18 protein-coding genes and 1 pseudogene are annotated in these 19,259 nt (G+C 62.0%); 12 read left to right on the forward strand and 7 right to left on the reverse strand.

Translation table 11 applies throughout. The features are described 5' to 3' along the window. Position 1: 1 nt before the first annotated feature. The 5 genes from AC1DS5_RS23040 to AC1DS5_RS23060 form a co-directional block, all read right to left on the reverse strand. Positions 2 to 739 carry a transglycosylase domain-containing protein gene (locus AC1DS5_RS23040; RefSeq protein WP_477720580.1) on the reverse strand — a complete coding sequence of 246 codons (738 nt, stop codon included), beginning with the start codon at positions 737 to 739 and terminating at the stop codon, positions 2 to 4. Next, positions 736 to 1,587: a shikimate dehydrogenase gene (aroE, locus tag AC1DS5_RS23045; protein ID WP_477720581.1), complete on the reverse strand. Its 852-nt coding sequence runs from the start codon at positions 1,585 to 1,587 to the stop codon at positions 736 to 738. The genes AC1DS5_RS23040 and aroE overlap by 4 nt, the downstream gene beginning before the upstream one ends. Positions 1,588 to 1,674: 87 nt before the next feature. Next, a complete protein-coding gene (locus AC1DS5_RS23050; protein ID WP_477720582.1) occupies positions 1,675 to 2,523 on the reverse strand; it encodes an energy transducer TonB in 849 nt (282 codons plus the stop codon). Positions 2,524 to 2,550: 27 nt separating this feature from the next. Next, positions 2,551 to 4,620 (reverse strand): ribonuclease catalytic domain-containing protein, encoded by a 2,070-nt coding sequence (locus AC1DS5_RS23055; protein ID WP_477720583.1) that lies wholly within the window; start codon positions 4,618 to 4,620, stop codon positions 2,551 to 2,553. An 81-nt stretch (positions 4,621 to 4,701) separates the two neighbouring features. Continuing rightward, on the reverse strand, positions 4,702 to 5,298 hold the full coding sequence (locus AC1DS5_RS23060; RefSeq protein ID WP_477720584.1) for a YqiA/YcfP family alpha/beta fold hydrolase: 597 nt from the start codon (positions 5,296 to 5,298) through the stop codon (positions 4,702 to 4,704). A 212-nt stretch (positions 5,299 to 5,510) separates the two neighbouring features. On the opposite strand from AC1DS5_RS23060, the gene rodA reads away from it, so the two are divergent. The 5 genes from rodA (at position 5,511) to AC1DS5_RS23085 (ending at position 10,567) form a co-directional block, all read left to right on the forward strand. Then, entirely contained in the window at positions 5,511 to 6,665 is a 1,155-nt protein-coding gene (gene rodA / locus AC1DS5_RS23065; RefSeq protein WP_477720585.1) for a rod shape-determining protein RodA, read from the forward strand. A 123-nt stretch (positions 6,666 to 6,788) separates the two neighbouring features. Continuing rightward, a complete protein-coding gene (locus AC1DS5_RS23070) occupies positions 6,789 to 7,121 on the forward strand; it encodes a YegP family protein (protein ID WP_477720586.1) in 333 nt (110 codons plus the stop codon). A 111-nt stretch (positions 7,122 to 7,232) separates the two neighbouring features. Next, positions 7,233 to 8,759, forward strand: coding sequence for a metalloprotease TldD (tldD, locus tag AC1DS5_RS23075; protein ID WP_477720587.1), 1,527 nt, complete (start codon positions 7,233 to 7,235; stop codon positions 8,757 to 8,759). Between the two features lie 262 nt (positions 8,760 to 9,021). Continuing rightward, positions 9,022 to 10,155, forward strand: a complete 1,134-nt coding sequence (locus AC1DS5_RS23080; protein WP_477720588.1) for a 3-deoxy-7-phosphoheptulonate synthase — start codon at positions 9,022 to 9,024, stop codon at positions 10,153 to 10,155. Positions 10,156 to 10,255: 100 nt separating this feature from the next. Beyond that, positions 10,256 to 10,567, forward strand: a complete 312-nt coding sequence (locus tag AC1DS5_RS23085) for a hypothetical protein (RefSeq protein WP_477720589.1) — start codon at positions 10,256 to 10,258, stop codon at positions 10,565 to 10,567. An 87-nt stretch (positions 10,568 to 10,654) separates the two neighbouring features. Here AC1DS5_RS23085 and mpl read toward each other — a convergent pair whose 3' ends face one another. Next, positions 10,655 to 12,082, reverse strand: a complete 1,428-nt coding sequence (gene mpl, locus AC1DS5_RS23090; RefSeq protein WP_477720590.1) for a UDP-N-acetylmuramate:L-alanyl-gamma-D-glutamyl-meso-diaminopimelate ligase — start codon at positions 12,080 to 12,082, stop codon at positions 10,655 to 10,657. Between the two features lie 330 nt (positions 12,083 to 12,412). Here mpl and AC1DS5_RS23095 point away from each other — a divergent pair, with 330 nt between their 5' ends. The 7 genes from AC1DS5_RS23095 (at position 12,413) to AC1DS5_RS23125 (ending at position 18,989) form a co-directional block, all read left to right on the forward strand. Next, positions 12,413 to 12,970, forward strand: coding sequence for a hypothetical protein (locus AC1DS5_RS23095; RefSeq protein ID WP_477720599.1), 558 nt, complete (start codon positions 12,413 to 12,415; stop codon positions 12,968 to 12,970). A gap of 153 nt (positions 12,971 to 13,123) precedes the next feature. Next, positions 13,124 to 13,561, forward strand: coding sequence for a TlpA disulfide reductase family protein (locus AC1DS5_RS23100; RefSeq protein ID WP_477720591.1), 438 nt, complete (start codon positions 13,124 to 13,126; stop codon positions 13,559 to 13,561). A gap of 353 nt (positions 13,562 to 13,914) precedes the next feature. Further along, positions 13,915 to 14,367, forward strand: coding sequence for an acetyl-CoA carboxylase biotin carboxyl carrier protein (gene accB / locus AC1DS5_RS23105; protein ID WP_477720592.1), 453 nt, complete (start codon positions 13,915 to 13,917; stop codon positions 14,365 to 14,367). Positions 14,368 to 14,408: 41 nt separating this feature from the next. Further along, positions 14,409 to 15,758, forward strand: coding sequence for an acetyl-CoA carboxylase biotin carboxylase subunit (gene accC, locus AC1DS5_RS23110; protein ID WP_477720593.1), 1,350 nt, complete (start codon positions 14,409 to 14,411; stop codon positions 15,756 to 15,758). 230 nt (positions 15,759 to 15,988) lie between these two features. Then, entirely contained in the window at positions 15,989 to 16,879 is an 891-nt protein-coding gene (gene prmA / locus AC1DS5_RS23115; protein ID WP_477720594.1) for a 50S ribosomal protein L11 methyltransferase, read from the forward strand. Between the two features lie 73 nt (positions 16,880 to 16,952). Beyond that, the gene (locus tag AC1DS5_RS23120) at positions 16,953 to 18,044 is read left to right on the forward strand and encodes a DUF3426 domain-containing protein (protein WP_477720595.1); all 1,092 of its coding nucleotides are present in this window, start codon (positions 16,953 to 16,955) and stop codon (positions 18,042 to 18,044) included. A 42-nt stretch (positions 18,045 to 18,086) separates the two neighbouring features. Further along, positions 18,087 to 18,989: a carbohydrate kinase family protein gene (locus AC1DS5_RS23125; RefSeq protein ID WP_477720596.1), complete on the forward strand. Its 903-nt coding sequence runs from the start codon at positions 18,087 to 18,089 to the stop codon at positions 18,987 to 18,989. A gap of 46 nt (positions 18,990 to 19,035) precedes the next feature. On the opposite strand, the pseudogene AC1DS5_RS23130 reads toward AC1DS5_RS23125, so the two are convergent. After that, positions 19,036 to 19,259: pseudogene (locus AC1DS5_RS23130) on the reverse strand (IS4 family transposase); the annotation flags it as partial.

Genomic DNA, 19,259 nt, shown 5'->3' on the forward strand with positions numbered 1-19,259 from the left:
GTCAAGGCAGTTCCACACCGCCCATGCGCGCCACGATGGTGCTGGCGCGTGAGGCCAGGTAGCCCGAGCCCGGCCGGGTTTCAAAATACTTGGGCCGCGGCAGCATCACGGCCAGGCGCGCGGCTTCATAGGCACTCAGCCGGGCCGCCGGTTTGCGGTAGTAGTGCTGGGCGGCGGCTTCAGCGCCAAACACGCCTTCTCCCCACTCGACGCTGTTGAGGTAAATCTCCAGAATGCGCCGCTTGTCCAGCAGGGCTTCCAGCAGCAGTGTCAGCAGCAGCTCCTGGCCCTTGCGCAGCAGTGTGCGCTCACCCGACAGGAACAGGTTCTTGGCCAGTTGCTGGGTGATGGTGGAGCCGCCAATGATCTTCGCTGGTTTTGCGGCCCGGGTGGGGGCCAGCCGGCTGCCCAACTGCGCGGCGCGCTGCTCCGCCCTGGCATTCTTTTCCCAGGCTTTCTCCAGCGCTTCCATGTCCACGCCCTCGTGCTCGGCGAAGCTGGCATCTTCCGACGCAATCACTGCGCGTTTGAGGTGGTCTGGCAGAGCCGCATAGGGCACCCATTGTTGGCGCCATTTCAGCGTTCCGGTCTGCCGGGCGACGAGGTAAATTTCAGAGCGCTGAAAGGCGGTCGATTCGGGGTTGACCACGGTCATCAGCGCGATGCGGGCCACAAAATAAATCTGCAGGGCCAAACCCGCCAGCAGGGCCAGACCCAGCAGGCGCAGCAGCGCTTTCATGCACTTGGCGCTTGCATGTCCGCGCGCATTTCCCGCAGCACCTGCTGCGATGGCGGCCGCACGCCACGCCACAGCTCAAACGCCTCGGCGGCCTGTTCGACCAGCATGCCCAGGCCGTCACGCGGCGTGGCACCGTGTTCCCGGGCCCAGGTCATGAAACCGGCTGCCGCAGGGCCGTACATCATGTCGTAAGCCAGCGCGCCGGGTGTGAGCACGCGGCTGTCGACTGGCACGCCGCCACCGGCAAGGCTGCTCGCGCTGGCGTTGATGACGACATCAAAACAGCCCTCCAGTCCTTGTAGATCCCCGGACGACAGCTCTGTTGTTTGCAGGACATGCTGAAGCGAGGCATGTGCCCTGTGGCGCGCCACCAGTGCATCTGCCTTGGCCCGGGTGCGGTTCACCAGCACCAGCCGCCGGGGCCCGGCTGCCAGCAGCGGTGCCAGCGCACCGGCGCCCGCGCCGCCGGCACCTATGAGCAGGACGTCGCGTCCGGCCAGCGAAACGCCGGCGTTGTTCTGGATGTCGTTGACGAGCCCTATGCCATCGGTGTTGTCGGCATAAATGGTGTTGCGATCCAGCTTCAGGGTGTTGGCGGCCTGGGCCAGCTGCGCCCGGTCGCTCTGCATGCCGGCTGCCTGAAAGGCCTCAAACTTGAACGGAACCGTGACGTTGCAACCGCGCGCGCCGCTCTGCACCAGTTGCGCGAGCGTTGCGGCGAAACCGTCAAGTGGCGTCAGCAGCCGGTCGTATTGCAGCGCCTGGCCTGTCAGTTCGGCAAAGCGGGCATGGATCAGCGGCGATTTGCTGTGTTGAATCGGGTTGCCCAGAACGAAGTACTTATCCATGAATGCAATGCTTATGCGTGATTGAAGTCGGGAGGCATCGGAGCGTTGTTGGCAGGGGTAGCGGGTCGGGCGGGGTTGGGCGAAGGCTTAGCGGCTGGTCAGCCGGGTTTCCAGCGTGTCGTCGCGCGTGAACTTGAAGCGGGACACCACCACGATCTGGTCTGCCTTGCGGCGCATGGCCTCGGTGAAGCGGCCGAAGGGGCCGGTGCCGCGGACGATGCTTTGGGCCCTGCGGTCCAGTGTCAGGTTGCCGGAAGTTTCTGCCACTTCGGTGTCCAGGATGCGGCCATCAAAATTCACGGTCATGACCATGGTGAGCTCGCCATACAGTTTTTTGCCGGCCAGCTCGGGAAAGTTCACCGTACCCTTGTCCTCGATCTTCCGGCGCAGCTCGTCGTAGTACACCGCATAAACCTCTTCGCGGGTCGCTGGACTGATATAGCGTTTTTTGGGCCGGGCATTCTCTTCGTTGATGCGCCGTTCAATTTCGGCCAGTATCTTGACGAGTTGCCGGCGCTTTTCCTCACGATCGGCATGCGCAGGGTTGGTGGCCGCCTGCGTCATGTCGGGTGGCGGCATCGTGGCCAGCTGTTTCTTGATTTGCGTCAGCAGCTGGGTTTGCTGCTCATGCAGCGATTCAATCTGCCGCTGCGTCTCGTCGCTGGCATCACCCATTTCGGTCAGGGCCGAGGGCGGCAGGGGAGAGGTGGCGCGGCCTTTTTCAAGCTGGCCGCCACCCGCCAGCGAGGCTTGCGCAATGGCTTTGGCAAAGTCCGGTTTGTCACGGGATTTCGCGTTGACCAGAATCACTTCCAGCGGTGTGTCCTGGAACACGCGGTTAAAGCGTTCCGGATCGACAAAGCGCACGGCCAGCAGCACCGCATGAAAGGCGATGGAGACGCCCAGGGCAATTTGCAGTGTGCTTGGTGACTTCACAAGAGGGGATTATCGGGCTTATCTGTCTCAATCAGCCGCTGCAAGTGCAGGCGCAGGCGCGCCATCGGCTGCCGGCTCGTCGACATCGACCGCAATCGAGATCGGGCCGGCGGCCAGCTCGGCCTCGCTGTCTTCTTCTTCCATCGGCGCCGCTGATTCATCCGCCGCGGCATCCAGCCGCTCGGTCACGGTGCCTGAAATGTCCAGGGTGATCTCGTCAATCGCGCCCAGTTTCACGCGTACCTTGGCGCCGCGCGGCAGGCCTTGCGCACCCATCGCAGGCAGCACCAGCGGCAGGTCGTCGGCACGCACCAGGTTGTCCTTGAAGGCGGTGGCCGTCAGTTCGGTGATGCCGTTTTGCTGAAGGTATTTGAGTGTCCAGTAGCGCTCGATGCCGGCCTGGAAGCCGTTGTAGGCGCTGTAGGCGGCGTCGAATCCCGAGATGATGGAAAACAGTTCGGCATCCTTGGGTTTGAAGGGCGCCACCAGGGCCGCCGTTCTGCCGTGCCGCGCGCAGGCAATGATCTGCCACTGGTTGACCAGGTCGGTGTAGCGGCGCAGCGGCGAGGTGCTCCAAGCATAGCTTTTGACGCCAATCCCCGCATGCGGCAGGGCCTTGGTGCCCATGCGCACCTTCACCCCGGGCGCCAGGCTGGCCTGGCTGCGGTAAATGCCGGGCACGCCGTGCTCGGCCAGCCACTGGCCCCAGGTGCTGTTGGCCAGGATCATGGCCTCGGCCACGATCAGGTCGAGCGGCGCGCCGCGCTGGCGGATGCTGATGCTGACCGCCTCATCGCCCTGCGGCTCCTGGCCGGACGGGTTGTCGAGCCGGAAGTTGTAGTCGGGCCGGTTGAAGTTTTCAGGCTTGCCGCGCACCACTTCGCGCTGGGCTTTCAGGTGCCTGGCCAGGCGGTGCAGAAAGGACAGTTCCACGCCCCACTGGACATCTACCGGCGGGCTGGCCTGGGCCGCTTCAAAAAACGCCTCGGTGAAGACGCTGTCCAGCATGTCGTGCCGCAGGTTGCTGACGATGGGCACCTGCTCCAGCCGCGTGGCGCTTGCCTTGATCTCGAAGGTGGCTTCGTCCAGCGTGAGATAGAGCGACAGCGCGGGGCAGTTGCGGCCCTCCAGCAGCGTATAGGTCTTGACGATCTCGTCGGGCAGCATGGTCAGCTTGTAGCCCGGCATGTACACCGTGGACAGCCGTGCGCGGCCCACGGCATCAATCGCGCTGCCGGGCAGCACGACCAGGCCGGGTGCCGCAATGTGAATGCCCAGCGTGACGGTGCCGCTGCCCAGGCCTTGCACCGACAGGGCATCGTCGATCTCGGTGGTGGCGGAATCGTCGATGGAAAACGCTTTCACGTCCGCCAGCGGCAGCTCGTCCTTGATCTCGGGTGCCTGCAGGGCCGGGAAGGCCGTGCCCTTGGGAAAGTTTTCAAACAAAAAGCGCTTCCAGTGAAACTGGTAGGGCGAGGCAATGGCGCCGGCTTTTTGCAGCAGGTCCAGCGGTGCGATGTGCGTGTGGCGCGAAGCCTCGACCACGGCTTTGTATTCGGCGCTGTTCTTGTCGGGCCTGAACAGGATTTTGTAAAGCTGCTCGCGCACCGGTGCTGGGCACTGCCCCTGCGCGAGCTCCTCCGCCCACGCGGTAATCTGCGCGGCGAGCTGCTTTTTCTTCTCGATGGCGACCAATGCCTGCTGCAGGACCTCTGCCGGCGCTTTTTTGAAGCGGCCCTTGCCCGCCCGCCGGAAATAATGCGGCGACTCGAACAGGCGGAACAGCGCCGCGGCCTGCTGCTCGAGGGAGGCGGGTTTGGATGCGTCGGAACTGAAATAGTCGCGCGCCAGGTCGGCAAAGCCGAATTCGTCTTCGCTGGCAAACTCCCAGGCCAGGTCCAGCTCGATGTCTGCGCTCAATTTTTGCCCGGCGGCCACCAACTCGGCGGGGGCGGGCTTTTCAAACTTCAGCAGCGCGTTGGCCGCCTTGACCTTCACGCGCTTGCCGGAGTCGAGTTCGACCTGCAGCGATGCATCGCTCTCCGACAAAATCCGGCCCGCCAGAAACTTGCCGGTCTCTTCAAACAATACGAACAAAACGTGATCCTTTGCGTGTCTTTAATGCGTGTCTTTAATGACTTGCGGCTAGTGTAATCAGCCCGACGCTGCGTGCCGGTGTCAGGCCAGTTCCAGAAAATCCAGAATCGCCGGCACATGCAGGTCGAAATCGCTCAGGGCATGGTCGCCACCTTCGAGCAGGCGTATCTGCGCGCCGGCATAACGGGCCGTCATTTCGCGCCAGTCCAGCACTTCGTCGCCTTTGGCGATCACGGTCAGGTAGTTTTCAGGCGTTTTCAGCGGGCCGGCATGCAGCGCGCGCAATTCGTCCACAAAGCGGGGTTCAAAGAAAAAGTGCTCTTCAGCGTTGTGCCAGGCGGTTTGCTCACCGATGTAGCCGTTCAGGTCGCGCGCCGGCTCTACCGCGGGGTTAAGCAGCACCGCCTTGCAGCCGGTCCGTTCGGCCACCGCGGTGGCGTAAAAACCGCCGAGTGAGGAGCCGACCACGGCCAGGCTTTCGAACCCGGTTTCCCGGGGCCAGCCGGCAATGCCGTCCATGATTGCCTGCAGGGCCTCGCGCGGGGAGGGCGGCAGTTGCGGGCACCACCACCGCACGGACGGGTGGCGCTGCCGCACGATGGCGGCCATTTTTTTCGCCTTGGCGGACTGGGGGGAGGAGCGAAAGCCGTGCAGGTAGAGCAGGTGGGTGGTGCGCATGGCGACATGGTACGTGGCTGAGCCGCAGCGGGCCGGTGCGGGGGCTTGTGTGGGTATTGGGTGGCCGGTGCGGCTGCAGTTGGATTGCAGGGGGAAATAGGGTTTCACCCAATATATGAACGAGTGGTTAGCTATTGTATTGATAGCAAAACAGGGTGAGCCCGATCGGCTTCCTGTGGTTGGCTGTATTGAAGCTGGCAGATAATCGGTGCATGGCCGCAGTTTTCGACAAACCCTCTTTTTTCCAGCGAACCGCCCCCCTGCTGCAGGGTTTTGACGGCCCCTTGGCCTTTGCGGTCTTTCTGCTGGCCTGTGCCGGCCTGCTGATCATGTATTCCTCCGGTTACGACCATGGCAGCCGCTTTGCCGACCATGGCCGCAACATGCTGATTGCCGGGGCCATCATGTTCGTGGTGGCGCAGATTCCGCCACAGCGCCTGATGGCTTTCGCCGTTCCGCTTTATATCGTCGGCGTCAGCCTGCTGGTGGCCGTTGCCATCTTTGGCGTCACCAAAAAGGGTGCACGTCGCTGGCTCAATGTCGGGGTGGTGATCCAGCCCAGCGAAATCCTGAAGATTGCCATGCCGCTGATGCTGGCGTGGTGGTTCCAGAAGCGCGAAGGGCAACTGCGGCCGCTGGATTTTCTGGCGGCCGGCCTGTTGCTGGCACTACCCGTCGGGTTGATCATGAAGCAGCCTGACCTGGGGACCTCCCTGCTGGTGCTGGCTGCGGGCCTGGCGGTGATTTTTTTCGCCGGCCTGAGCTGGAAACTCATTGCTCCTCCGGTGCTGCTGGGCCTGATCGGCGTTTTCCTGGTGGTGTGGTTTGAGCCACAACTTTGCGCCGACGGGATGCGCTGGCCCATCCTGCATGACTACCAGCAGCAGCGCATCTGTACCCTGCTTGATCCGTCGCGCGATCCGCTGGGCAAGGGCTTTCACATCATCCAGGGCATGATTGCCATTGGCTCGGGCGGCATCACCGGCAAGGGCTTCATGGCCGGCACACAGACGCACCTGGAGTTCATCCCCGAGCGCACCACCGACTTTATTTTTGCCGCCTACTCCGAAGAGTTCGGCCTTGTCGGCAATCTGCTGCTTATCGCCGGTTTTATCTTCCTGATCCTGCGCGGCCTGGCCATTGCCCTGGAGGCTTCCACGCTGTTTGCGCGCCTGCTGGCCGGTGCGCTGACCATGATTTTTTTCACCTACGCGTTTGTCAACATGGGCATGGTCAGCGGCATCCTGCCGGTCGTGGGGGTTCCGCTGCCCTTTATCAGTTATGGCGGCACCGCCATGGTGACGCTGGGCCTGGCCCTCGGCATATTGATGTCGATTGCCAAGGCCAAACGGCTGGTGCAGACCTGAATGCCTTGGAGGTAAAAATTGCCTGTGTCAAGTAACTATCAGGGCTTGCCTTAAAGCGACTTGCCGCGTACAAAGGCTCTGGTTAGCTGGATCCCTTCCTTATTTTTTCCAAGGAGAAATGTGATGGCCGGTAAATTTGAGCTCAAGAAGGCAAAAAACGACAAGTATTTCTTCTCCCTGCTGGCTGGCAATGGCCAGAAGATTCTCGCCAGCGAGATGTATGAGAGCAAAGCCAGCGCGGTCAGCGGCATTGAATCGGTGAAGAAAAACGCAGCAGAGGACGGCCGTTACGACCGTCTTTTGGGCAAGGACGGCTCACCCTATTTCACGCTGAAGGCGGGCAACGGGCAGGTCATTGGGGTCAGCGAGATGTACGCCAGCGCATCAGCGCGGGATGGCGGCATTGAATCCTGCAAGACGAATGGTCCTGGCGCCGCCACCACCGATCTGACCTGACCGGGCGCTGACTGGGCTGTTCCGCATCGTGCTCCGGCTGCAAAACCCTCCTGCGCATGGCGCGGGCGCCGGGGCCGGGTGCAACAGGCCCAGACTGCCTACAATGGCTGCATGACCTCACTCAAATCTGCCGCCGTGTCCGCTCGTCAAACCAGCGTGGGGGCCGGTCCGCTGGCGCGTCCTACGCACGAGTCCACCTCGCAGAGGCTGGTGATTGCGCAAAAGCTCCTGCTTGAACCCTTCGGGCTGAACGATGCTGCGCTGAACCGCGCCTTGGGTGAAATCACATCCTACGGTGTGGATGATGCCGACCTGTACTTTCAATACACCCGCAGCGAAGGCTGGAGCCTGGAAGAAGGCATTGTCAAAACCGGCTCTTTCAGCATCGACCAGGGCGTCGGTGTGCGCGCCGTGAGCGGCGAAAAGACGGCATTTGCCTATTCCGACGATATTTCCGAGGCCTCGCTGCTCGACGCAGCGCGCACGGTGCGCAGCATTTCTGCCGCCAGCAAGGCCGGGCGTGTGAAAACGCCGCAGCGGAAAGTCGCCAGCAGCCGCTCGCTCTACCGGGACCTGGATCCCATTGCCACACTGGACAGCACCGCCAAGGTCAAGCTGCTGGAAAAAGTGGAAAAACTCGCCAAAGCCAAAGACCCGCGCATCGTGCAGGTGATGGCCGGACTCGCCAGTGAGTACGACGTGGTGATGGTGGCACGCGCCGACGGCACACTGGCCGCCGATGTGCGGCCCCTGGTGCGCCTGAGCGTGACGGTCATTGCCGAGCAAAAGGGCCGCCGTGAGATGGGCTCGGGCGGTGGCGGCGGCCGTTTTGGCCTCGCCTATTTTGACGACGCGCAGATCGCGGAGTATGTGAATGATGCGGTGAAGGCCGCGCTGACCAACCTGGACGCGCGCCCCGCGCCTGCCGGTGAAATGACTGTGGTGCTCGGTCCCGGCTGGCCGGGCATTTTGCTGCATGAAGCGATTGGCCACGGGCTGGAAGGCGACTTTAACCGCAAGGGCTCCAGCGCGTTTTCAGGCCGCATTGGCCAGCGCGTTGCGGCCAAAGGCGTGACGGTGCTGGACGACGGCACCATCGCCGACCGCCGCGGCTCGCTCAATGTGGATGATGAAGGCCATGCCAGCCAGCGCAACGTACTGATTGAAGACGGCATCCTGAAGGGCTACATCCAGGACTCGCTCAATGCCCGTCTGATGAAAGTCAAGCCCACTGGCAATGGCCGACGCGAGAGTTACGCCCATGTACCCATGCCGCGCATGACGAACACCTACATGCTGGGCGGTGACAAGGCGCCTGAAGAGATCGTGGCCAGTATTAAAAAAGGCCTGTACGCCACCAATTTCGGCGGCGGCCAGGTCGACATCACCAGCGGCAAGTTCGTTTTCTCGGCCAGCGAGGCCTTCTGGGTCGAAAACGGCAAGATCCTGTACCCGGTGAAGGGCGCCACGATTGTGGGTAACGGCCCGGATGCGCTGACCCGCGTCACCATGATCGGCAATGACATGCAGCTGGACAGCGGCGTGGGCACCTGCGGCAAGGAAGGGCAGAGCGTGCCGGTGGGGGTGGGCCAGCCGACCTTGCGTATCGACGGGCTGACCGTGGGCGGGACCGCGTAAATTGCCGTCAGACGCGGTATTTGCGGGCCTTTTTCAGACCTGTGCTACATTCCAGTTCATGACTTCAGCGAAATTTTATTTCGGTTACTTTTGGTTCTCAAGCGCCTCCGGCGGTAGAGAGATCTTCGCGTAACCCGAAAAAACGCAACAAATCTCCAAAAACCGCCGGATGCCCGGCGGTTTTTTTTTGCCGTTTTTTTATTTGAATATTTGAATGTTTGACTGATCCCGAATTGCCTGAATTTTAAAAAGGAAGCCTGCGATGAATGCCAAAGCCACCTCTGCCAGCCCTGCCACCGACAGCTGGTATGCGAACGTCGAAAAAACCAGCCAGACCGACGACGAACGCATCAAGGACATTACCGTGCTACCTCCTCCAGAGCATCTCATCCGCTTCTTCCCGATCCGCGGCACCGCTGTTGAATCGCTGATCACGCGGACACGCAAGAGCATTCACAACATCATGGCGGGCAAGGATGACCGCCTGCTGGTGGTGATTGGCCCCTGCTCCATTCACGACCCGGCAGCGGCCTTGGAGTACGCGCGCCGCCTCATGGAGCAGCGCAAGAAATACGCCGGCACGCTGGAAATCGTGATGCGCGTGTATTTCGAGAAGCCGCGCACCACGGTCGGCTGGAAAGGGTTGATCAACGACCCCTACCTGGATGAAACCTTCCGCATCGACGAAGGCCTGCGCATCGCGCGCCAGTTGCTGATTGAAATCAACCGGTTGGGTTTGCCGGCGGGCAGCGAGTTCCTCGATGTCATTTCACCCCAGTACATCGGTGACCTGATCTCCTGGGGCGCGATCGGCGCGCGCACTACCGAAAGCCAGGTACACCGTGAGCTGGCGTCTGGCCTGTCGGCGCCCATCGGCTTCAAGAACGGTACCGACGGCAACATTCGCATTGCCACTGACGCCATCCAGGCGGCTGCGCGCGGCCACCATTTCCTGTCGGTGCATAAAAACGGCCAGGTCGCAATTGTGCAGACCAACGGCAACAAGGACTGCCACGTGATTTTGCGCGGCGGCAAGACGCCCAATTACGATGCGGCCAGTGTCACGGCAGCCTGCAAGGAGCTTGAGGCCTCCAAATTGCCGGCTACCCTGATGGTCGACTGCAGCCACGCCAACAGCTCCAAGCAGCACGAAAAGCAGGTGGATGTGGCGCGTGACATCGCAGGCCAGGTGGCCGGTGGCTCGCATCATGTGTTCGGCCTGATGGTGGAAAGCCACCTGAATTCCGGTGCCCAAAAGTTCACGCCAGGCAAGGACGACGCGCAGGCGCTGGAGTACGGTAAAAGCATCACCGACGCCTGCCTGGGCTGGAACCATTCGCTTGAAGTGCTGGAGTCGCTGTCGGCCGCAGTGCTGGCTCGGCGGGCCAAAAAGTAGGCCAGACGGCCAAGAGGTGCGCCGGCACTCGCGGGTTTCCGCGAATTGCCGATGCACCTTGCTATAGCGAACATGGGTCTTCCACCACCGGGAGCCAGCCATGCGCAGCGAAGTCAGGGTGACATTTAAAAACAGCCCGCCAGTGCGCGTGGACCTGCATGAAGTGCAGCCCATGCCGCACGAAGTGGCCAGGCAGTGGCTGGACGACCAGTTCACCCAGATGGGCTGCGAGCCGCTGCGGCCCACCGGCAAGCTGCTGCTTGCCGACAAGGTTGTGGTGGTAGCCCAGGCCGGTGGCCCGGCCAAATTTGCCGACCCGCAATGGGCCCAGGAGTTTGCCCGCGCAGCCAGCGCGTCGCTGGCCAAGCCGGTGGTACACATTGATGTGGCGGCGCTCAGCATCAGCTACTGATCCACGCTTGGCCCCTCGGTTACCTGCTCGCGCCCGACCTGAGTTCTCCCGGTGCGTCGCCCATCGTCGCCCATAAAGGGCCGCGCATCAGGATTTGAGCGCTTCCAGCAGCCTCGCGTGAATCCCGCCAAATCCGCCATTGCTCATGCACAGCAAATGGTCGCCCGGGCGGGCTGAGGCTTTGACCTGCGCCACCAGCTGGTCGATGTTGTCAGCGACCTGGGCGCGTGCGCCCATCGGCATCAGCGCGGCCCGCGCATCCCAGTCCAGTCCGCCAGCGTGGCAAAACGCCAGGTCGGCCTGCTCCAGGCTCCAGGGCAGTTGCGCCGTCATGCTGCCCAGCTTCATGGTGTTGCTGCGCGGCTCGAAAATGGCCAGGATGCGGTCTCCGTCTTTTCTTGCCCCCTTGAGCTGTCGGCGCAGGCCGTCTACGGTGGTGTGGATGGCCGTGGGGTGATGGGCAAAATCGTCATACACCGTGATATCGCCACCGGGTGCATGAACCACGCCACGCACTTCCATGCGGCGCTTGACGTTCTGGAATTCGGCCAGTGCCCGGGCGGCCACTTCGGGTGCCACGCCCACGTGCTCTGCGGCGGCGATGGCGGCCAGGGCATTGAGCTGGTTGTGGACCCCACCGATGCCCCACTGGACGTGGGCCACGGCCTGGCCGGCCTTGAGCACCTTGAAGTCGTTCGGTTCGCCCTGGGCGGTGAAGCCGCTTTGATTTAGTGGGCTGTTGCCAAAGAGTACCTGCTCACTCCAGCAGCCCTGGGCCAGCACGCGCTGCAGGCTTTCCTCACCGGCATTTACCACGACGCGGCCCTGTGAGGGCACCGTGCGCACCAGATGGTGAAACTGCCGCTCGATGTCCGCCAGGTCGTCGAAAATATCGGCGTGATCAAACTCCAGGTTGTTCAGCAGGGCGGTGCGTGGGCGGTAGTGCACGAACTTGCTGCGCTTGTCAAAAAACGCCGTGTCGTATTCGTCGGCTTCGATCACGAAGGTGTTGCCTTCGCCCAGCCGGGCCGAGACACCAAAATTCAGCGGCACGCCACCGACGAGGAAGCCCGGTTGCAGCCCGGCCCTCTCCAGGATCCAGGCCAGCATGGCCGTGGTCGTGGTCTTGCCGTGGGTGCCCGCCACGGCCAGCACATGGCGTGGCCCGGTCGGGTGGTGAGTGGGATGGTGCAGCACATGGCCCGAAAGCCATTGCGGGCCGCTGGTATAGGGCCGGCCGCTGTTCAGGATGGCTTCCATCAAAGGGTATTTGGGGTTGCCGTCGGACCCGCGCGCGCGCGAAACCACGTTGCCGATCACGAACACGTCGGGCTCAAAGGCGAGCTGGTCGGCGCCGTAACCCTCAATCAGCTCAATGCCCAGGCCGCGCAGCTGGTCGCTCATGGGCGGATAAACGCCGCTGTCGCAACCCGTCACCTTGTGCCCCGCCTCCCGCGCCAGGGCTGCGAGGCCGCCCATGAAGGTGCCGCAAATTCCCAGAATATGTATGTGCATGGGGCTGTATTCTAGGCAGGGCCCTCATGGGTTTTGTCACCACGGCGGCTTGCAGGGCCCCATGTGGGAAAGAAAAATGCCGTTCAACCCATGGACAACCCACGTTCAACCCATTCAATTTGGCCGGAATTCGCTCCTGATTTGATAGTGAAAGGGCAGGCCGTGAACTTTTTGATGCCGGCCCGAACCCAACAGGGGCACAATCACCGGGGCGCCCATTTCGCCACTTTGGCGCCGCTCCCACCCCTGCGCGGGGCTTTCCTGCGGACTTTTCCTCTTTCGTGCTACTGACCCGTGAAACTCAACACCCTCAAATCCGAAATCGCCGCCATGGCCGCTGCGCTGGTGGTGGAGGAGGGGCTGGAATACGGCCCCGCCAAACGCCGCGCCGTCAAGCAGATGGCGCTGCCCGTGCGCACCGAACTGCCCGGCAACGACGAACTGGAAGACGCCGTGCGTGAATACATAGCCCTCTTTTGCGCCGATACCCAGCCCGCCGAACTGGCTGCCCTGCGCGAACTGGCCCTGGTCTGGATGGAGCGCCTGGCTCAATTCCGGCCTCACTTGGGAGGTGCGGTCTGGCACGGTACGGCCACGCGGCTCTCGGATATTTACATTCAGCTGTTTTGCGACGACCCGAAATCGGCCGAGATCGCCCTCATAGAGCACAACGTGGACTACGAGCCACGCACCGTGAACGGCTTCACCGGCGACAGCGTGGAAGCGCTGAGTCTGCGAAGTGTGTGCAAGCCCCTCAATGAGACCGTCGGTGTGCACCTGATGGTCTACGATCACGACGATTTGCGTGGTGCCCTGAAGCCCGATGCCAAAGGCCGTACGCCCCGTGGCGATCTGCCTGCAGTGCAAAAATTGCTGGCCAGCGTGTAAGCGCGCCAGGACAACCTTTCCGGAGTTTTGAAGAAAATGAATCGCAGAAATATGCTTTATGGCAGCGTTGCCGCGGTGGCCGGCCTGGCCGGCGCCGGGGCGGCGTGGTGGAAATTCCAGCCCCATGCGGTGGCACCGGCAGCAGGCACGGGCGTGGCCGGCAAGGCTGAGGAAACGCAGGACGCTTTTTGGAGCCTGAGTTTTGAGACGCCGGCTGGCGGGAATTTGCCCATGAGCAGCTTCAGGGGCAAGCCGCTGCTGGTGAATTTTTGGGCAACCTGGTGTCCTCCCTGTGTGGAAGAGCTTCCTTTGCTGGACTACTTTTATCAGGAAAACAAGGATAAGGGCTGGCAAACTGTGGGCTTGGCAGTGGACCAGCCTAGTGCGGTACGGAGTTGGCTACAGGCGAGGCCGCTGAATTTTCCAGTCGGTCTGGCGGGTTTGACGGGCACCGAGTTGAGCAAGTCACTCGGTAATCTCGCAGGCGGTTTGCCTTTTTCAGTGATCTTCGGCGCTTCCGGTCAGCTGCTGCACCGCAAGATCGGCAAAATCATGCCCGAAGAGCTGGCGCAATGGGCACAACTCAAATAGTCTGACCCTTGCATCGGCGAGACCGGCGAGTTTTGCCGAGTTTTATCCAAATGTTCTGAAAATGGCTGTATTTGCATGCAAATACGGCTTACAGTGGCGTTGGCGTCATTTGGAGCCTCAGGGATAACCTTGTGAAAGCTGGTTTTGAGCAGTGTTGGCTTGAGGTACACTCTGCGCTTTCCTCGGGCCAGTCCATTGACTGCCGCGCACAATAATTGACTGATAAGCGTTTTAAGGCTTAAAAGCTGAGAGTAAGTGGAAAAAGAACGAAGATCGGCAATGCCGATTTTTCATGCTCATTCAAACTGCGTGCTGACATCCTGGCGCCAGTATCTACCGTCGTTGGAGAATCTATGGATCTAAGAAAACTCAAGACACTGATCGATCTCGTCTCAGAGTCCAATGTGTCCGAACTTGAGATTACCGAAGCCGAAGGCAAGGTACGCATTGTCAAATCCAGTGGTGCTCCCGTCGTGATGCAGCAGGCCCCTGTTGCCATGGTAGCAGCTCCGGCGCCAGCTCCCGCGGGTGGCGCGCCCGCCGTGGAGGCGTCCGCACCGGCCGCTCCCGCTGGCCACGCCGTCAAGTCACCCATGGTTGGTACCTTTTACCGCTCCGCGAGCCCCGGAGCCAAGCCTTTTGTCGAGCTCGGCAGTGTGGTGAAAGAGGGCGAAACGATCTGCATCATTGAGGCCATGAAGATCCTCAACGAAATTGAGGCCGACAAGTCCGGCACCATCACCAAGATACTTTCGGAAAACGGCCAGGCTGTGGAATACGGGCAGCCCCTCTTCATTATTGAGTAAGCGGGGCTGTTGCCCCCTTGCCGAACCAGGCCCATCGACGCATGTTCAAAAAAATATTGATCGCCAACAGGGGTGAGATTGCCCTCCGGATCCAGCGTGCCTGCCGGGAACTCGGCGTCAAGGCCGTGATGGTCTACTCCGAGGCCGACCGGGAAGCCAAATACATCAAGCTGGCCGATGAGTCGGTGTGTATCGGACCCGCCCCTTCCTCCCATAGCTACCTCAACATGCCCGCGATCATCTCGGCGGCCGAGGTCACTGACGCCGAGGCGATTCACCCGGGTTATGGTTTCCTGAGCGAAAACGCCGATTTCGCCGAACGGGTTGAAAAGAGCGGTTTCAAGTTCATTGGTCCCACACCCGAGTCGATTCGCATCATGGGCGACAAGGTGTCGGCCAAGCAGACCATGATCAAGGCGGGCGTTCCCTGCGTGCCCGGTTCCGAGGGTGCGCTGCCGGATGATCCCGTGATCATCAAGCGGATCGCCAAACAAGTCGGCTATCCGGTCATTATCAAGGCGGCGGGCGGCGGCGGTGGCCGCGGCATGCGCGTGGTGCATACCGAAGCGGCCCTGCTCCATGCGGTGCAGACCACCAAGGCGGAGGCTGGCGCGGCGTTCGGTAATCCCGAGGTCTACATGGAGAAATTCCTGCAGAACCCGCGGCACGTCGAAATCCAGATCCTGGCCGATCAGCACAGGAACGCGGTCTGGCTTGGCGAGCGTGACTGTTCCATGCAGCGGCGCCACCAGAAGGTCATTGAAGAGGCGCCGGCGCCGGGCATTCCGCGCAAGCTGATAGAAAAAATCGGCGAGCGCTGCGTGGCTGCCGTCAAGAAAATCAATTACCGCGGTGCCGGCACCTTCGAATTCCTCTACGAAAACGGCGAGTTCTACTTCATCGAAATGAACACCCGCGTGCAGGTGGAACATCCGGTGACGGAGTGGATCACGGGCGTTGACATCGTGAAAACCCAGATCATGGTGGCGGCCGGTGAAAGGCTGCCCTTCCTGCAGCGCGACATCCAGTTCAAGGGCCATGCGATCGAATGCCGCATCAATGCGGAAGATCCCTACAAGTTCACTCCCTCACCGGGGCGTATCACGACCTGGCACACGCCGGGTGGCCCCGGGGTGCGGGTGGACTCCCATATTTATGCCAACTACTTTGTGCCGCCCAACTACGACTCCATGATCGGCAAGATCATCGTGCACGGCGATACGCGCGAGCAGGCCCTGGCGCGCATGCGCACGGCGCTGGCCGAGACCGTTGTGGAAGGCATCAACACCAATATTCCGCTGCACCGGGAACTCATGGTCGACGCCAAATTCATGGACGGCGGCACCAACATCCACTACCTCGAAGAGTGGCTGTCCAAGCGTGATAGGTAAAGCCCCCACGGTCGCGCACTGCGTGTCGCTCCCGAGGCCTTGCAGGCCGCGGCTAGCGAGACGCTTCGCCTCTGTCGCCTGTCCAAAGCTGCTCAAGCAGCTTTGGATCCGCAGGCTCCAGCCCCTCCGGTGCCGCTGCGCCTGCGGCCCGGCAAAGCCGGTTCCGCGGCCCTGGCTTGAACGGACTGCCTGGTACCCCGGCATACAGATCTACGGCAAAGGGATGCGCGATGTTTGAACTGATTCTGCTGGCGCCAGTCGACGAGGTGGAAACGCTCAGCGAAGCCCTGGACGCGCTCGATGCGTTGAGCGTCTCGGTGGAAGACGCCGATGCCCAGACACCGGCCGAACAGGCGCTCTTTGGCGAGCCCGGCATGCCGCCACCCAAGGCTGGCTGGGAACGTTCGCGCGTGGTGTCGCTGTTTGCCAGCGAGGCTTTGGCGCGGGACGCCGCCGCCGTACTCGCTGCCCAGGATTTTTTTGCGGGCTGCCAGTTGGTGGCGGTTCAGGCCGTGCCCGAGCAGGATTGGGTCCGGCTCACGCAGTCGCAGTTCACGCCGGTAGAAATTACACCCGAATTCTGGATAGTGCCGACCTGGCACGAACCGCCTGAACAGGCAAAACAGCTCATCCGTCTGGATCCAGGCCTGGCTTTTGGCACGGGCACCCATCCGACCACCCGCATGTGCCTGCGCTGGATTGCGGGCCAGGGCGCGGCGAACAAGGCGTTGGGCCGTGTCCTCGACTATGGCTGCGGCTCGGGCATTCTGGCCATTGGCGCTGCCAAGTTCGGGGCGGTCGATATTGATGCCGTCGATATCGACGAAGCCGCCGTCGAGTCCGCACGCGCCAATGCCGAAGCCAACCATGTCACCATGAATGCCGGCCTGCCTGACAAGGCCGTCGGTGCCTACCAGACCGTGCTCGCGAATATTCTCGCCACACCGCTGAAAGTGCTGGCGCCGCTGCTGTGCTCGCATGTCCAAAAGGGCGGCAATCTGGTGCTCGCCGGCATTCTGGAGCGTCAGGCCGACGAACTCAAGGCGGCCTATCTGCCTTATTGCCAGCTCCAGGTGCTCGACCAGGAAGAAGGCTGGATCCTGATGGGCGCGCGGTTCTAGGCTCGCGGCAACCCGTTGTCCGGCCTGCCTGCCGGCCGGTAACGACTCCTCCCCCCCTACAATACGGCGTTAGATGAGCCTGATTACCCGCTGCCCCGCGTGCGGCACGATGTTCAAGGTCGTGGCCGATCAACTCAAAGTCTCTCAGGGCTGGGTACGGTGCGGGCATTGTGCTGAAGTGTTTGATGCCTCAACGCACCTGCTGCCGGGTGAAGCGGCCGGCCTGCCACCCTCGGTCTTCAGCCCCGAGCAGGAGCCGGTGTTTCGCGAGGCTGCCTCGGCGCCGGACATCGGCGAGCCGGCGCAGGCGGAGGAGTCGGCCGCCGAGTCTTCCTGGGCGCCCGCCCGGTCGTTTGCCGACAGGGTGCCGCTGACCCCTTTTCTTTCCGTGCAGGATGCGCAGGAGCACGACAGCGTCGCCGATTTTGATCCGGCCAGCTGGAAGCAGGCGCTCCACGAACGCAAGCAGCAGGACAGCGTGCCCGCTCCGGCCAGTGCCGCCCGGGAGGACATGCCCCCGCGCACACCGGAACTGGTTCATACGGCGACTGCGGATGAGGCCGAATTCGAATCGTCGGAGATGCCGGCTTCCGGGGTGTCGGACGATGTTTCCTTTGTGCGTACTGCACGGAACAGGGCCTTCTGGAAAAAGCCGCTGGTGCGCTGGTCACTGGGTGCGCTCGCGCTTGTGCTGACGGCCACGCTGGTTTTTCAATGGCTGGTACAGCAAAAAGACAGTCTGGCTGCGCTGGATCCCCGGCTCGGCGCCCTGTTGCAGACGGTGTGTGGGCAGCTGCGCTGTGAAATTCGCGCGCCACGCCATATCGACTCCCTGGTGATTGACAGCTCCAGCTTCAACAGAATCGGCCCCGATGCGTACCGGCTCAGTTTTGTGCTCAAGAATACCGGGACCATTGCGCTGGAGGTACCCTCTCTGGAAGTGACCCTCACGGATACCCAGGACCGGGCGGTGGTCCGCCGCGTCGTGACACCCGCGCAGTTTGGTGTGACCACCACCACCTTGGCCGCCCGTTCGGAACTGGCCGGTGTCCTGAGCCTGAAAGTTTCGGGTGAAGGTATTCGCAGTGCCTCGCCGGCGCCGTCATCCCAGGCACCGGCGTCCTGGCGCGTGGCTGGGTATCGTGTCCTTGCTTTTTACCCTTGATTACCCATTCACCCCATTACCCCTGATTGAATCGAGAACTGAATGTCTGCTGTGATTTGTGGCTCCCTGGCGTTTGACACCATCATGACCTTTGAGGGTCGCTTTTCGGAGCAGATCCTGCCCGACCAGTTGCACATTCTCAACGTGTCCTTTCTGGTACCGGCCCTGCGCCGCGAATTCGGCGGGTGTGCCGGTAACATTGCCTACAGCCTGCGGCAGCTCGGCGGTGCACCCTTGCCCATGGCCACCGTCGGCAGCGACGGGGCCGACTATGTGGCGCGCATGAACGTGATGGGTATCAGCACGGAGTTTGTGCGTCAAGTCGGCGATGCCTACACCGCGCAGGCCATGATCATGACCGACCGCGACAACAACCAGATCACGGCCTTTCACCCGGGCGCGATGATGCAGGCCCACATCAGCCGTATCGAAGCGCGCAGCGATATCAAACTCGGCATCATTTCACCGGACGGGCGTGACGCCATGTTGCAGCATGCCGAGCAATTCAAGTCAGCAGGCATCCCCTTTGTGTTTGACCCAGGCCAGGGCCTGCCCATGTTTGACGGCAAGGAACTGGCTCATTTTGTCGAGTTGGCGAGCTGGGTCACGGTGAACGATTACGAAGCCAGAATGCTGAGCGACCGCACGGGCCTGTCTTGCGCCGAGATGTCCCGGCAGGTGCAGGGCGTGGTCGTGACCTTAGGCGCGGAGGGCTGCGAAATCTGGATTGACGGCGAGAAGACGCTGGTGCCTCCGGTCAAGGCCGAGACGGTGGTCGATCCGACCGGCTGTGGCGACGCCTTTCGCGGCGCGCTGCTGTACGGGTTGGAGCAGGGCTGGTCGCTGGCCCGCTGCGCGGCACTGGGGAACCGGATCGGCGCGCACAAGATCGCAACGCGTGGCGGCCAGAATTACACGCTGAGTGCCGCTCAAATAAAAGGTTAGTCCAGCGGGGCAGTTCAACGGGAACGGGTCTTAACGGGAATGGCACTTACTTTGGCTCATAGGCATGACCATGCCTCTGGACGTGTCGGCGAGCCTGGTCGCGGGGCACCTTCAACCAGGGGTAGGGTTTGGGCCTTCGTTTTCGCATTCGCGGCTCGATGCGTCCGGGTCGATGGCCGACCCTGCATTGTGCGATCAACGTGAATAGCCGCCCGCAATCCTTCGTGGCCGAGAGGCCTCGCGAGACCCACTCTGTCCACAGTTGCACCG

This window comes from Polaromonas sp. P4_H1, from assembly GCF_056400945.1.

What these genes read in the sequence shown, in the direction of transcription:
- mpl (WP_477720590.1), bottom strand. Translation starts at nt 12,082, where the DNA reads ATGCACATACATATTCTGGGAATTTGCGGCACCTTCATGGGCGGCCTC.
- AC1DS5_RS23040 (WP_477720580.1), bottom strand. Translation starts at nt 739, where the DNA reads ATGAAAGCGCTGCTGCGCCTGCTGGGTCTGGCCCTGCTGGCGGGTTTG.
- tldD (WP_477720587.1), top strand. Translation starts at nt 7,233, where the DNA reads ATGACCTCACTCAAATCTGCCGCCGTGTCCGCTCGTCAAACCAGCGTG.
- AC1DS5_RS23120 (WP_477720595.1), top strand. Translation starts at nt 16,953, where the DNA reads ATGAGCCTGATTACCCGCTGCCCCGCGTGCGGCACGATGTTCAAGGTC.
- accB (WP_477720592.1), top strand. Translation starts at nt 13,915, where the DNA reads ATGGATCTAAGAAAACTCAAGACACTGATCGATCTCGTCTCAGAGTCC.
- accC (WP_477720593.1), top strand. Translation starts at nt 14,409, where the DNA reads ATGTTCAAAAAAATATTGATCGCCAACAGGGGTGAGATTGCCCTCCGG.
- prmA (WP_477720594.1), top strand. Translation starts at nt 15,989, where the DNA reads ATGTTTGAACTGATTCTGCTGGCGCCAGTCGACGAGGTGGAAACGCTC.
- AC1DS5_RS23085 (WP_477720589.1), top strand. Translation starts at nt 10,256, where the DNA reads ATGCGCAGCGAAGTCAGGGTGACATTTAAAAACAGCCCGCCAGTGCGC.
- AC1DS5_RS23060 (WP_477720584.1), bottom strand. Translation starts at nt 5,298, where the DNA reads ATGCGCACCACCCACCTGCTCTACCTGCACGGCTTTCGCTCCTCCCCC.
- AC1DS5_RS23095 (WP_477720599.1), top strand. Translation starts at nt 12,413, where the DNA reads ATGGCCGCTGCGCTGGTGGTGGAGGAGGGGCTGGAATACGGCCCCGCC.
- AC1DS5_RS23070 (WP_477720586.1), top strand. Translation starts at nt 6,789, where the DNA reads ATGGCCGGTAAATTTGAGCTCAAGAAGGCAAAAAACGACAAGTATTTC.
- AC1DS5_RS23080 (WP_477720588.1), top strand. Translation starts at nt 9,022, where the DNA reads ATGAATGCCAAAGCCACCTCTGCCAGCCCTGCCACCGACAGCTGGTAT.
- AC1DS5_RS23125 (WP_477720596.1), top strand. Translation starts at nt 18,087, where the DNA reads ATGTCTGCTGTGATTTGTGGCTCCCTGGCGTTTGACACCATCATGACC.
- rodA (WP_477720585.1), top strand. Translation starts at nt 5,511, where the DNA reads ATGGCCGCAGTTTTCGACAAACCCTCTTTTTTCCAGCGAACCGCCCCC.
- aroE (WP_477720581.1), bottom strand. Translation starts at nt 1,587, where the DNA reads ATGGATAAGTACTTCGTTCTGGGCAACCCGATTCAACACAGCAAATCG.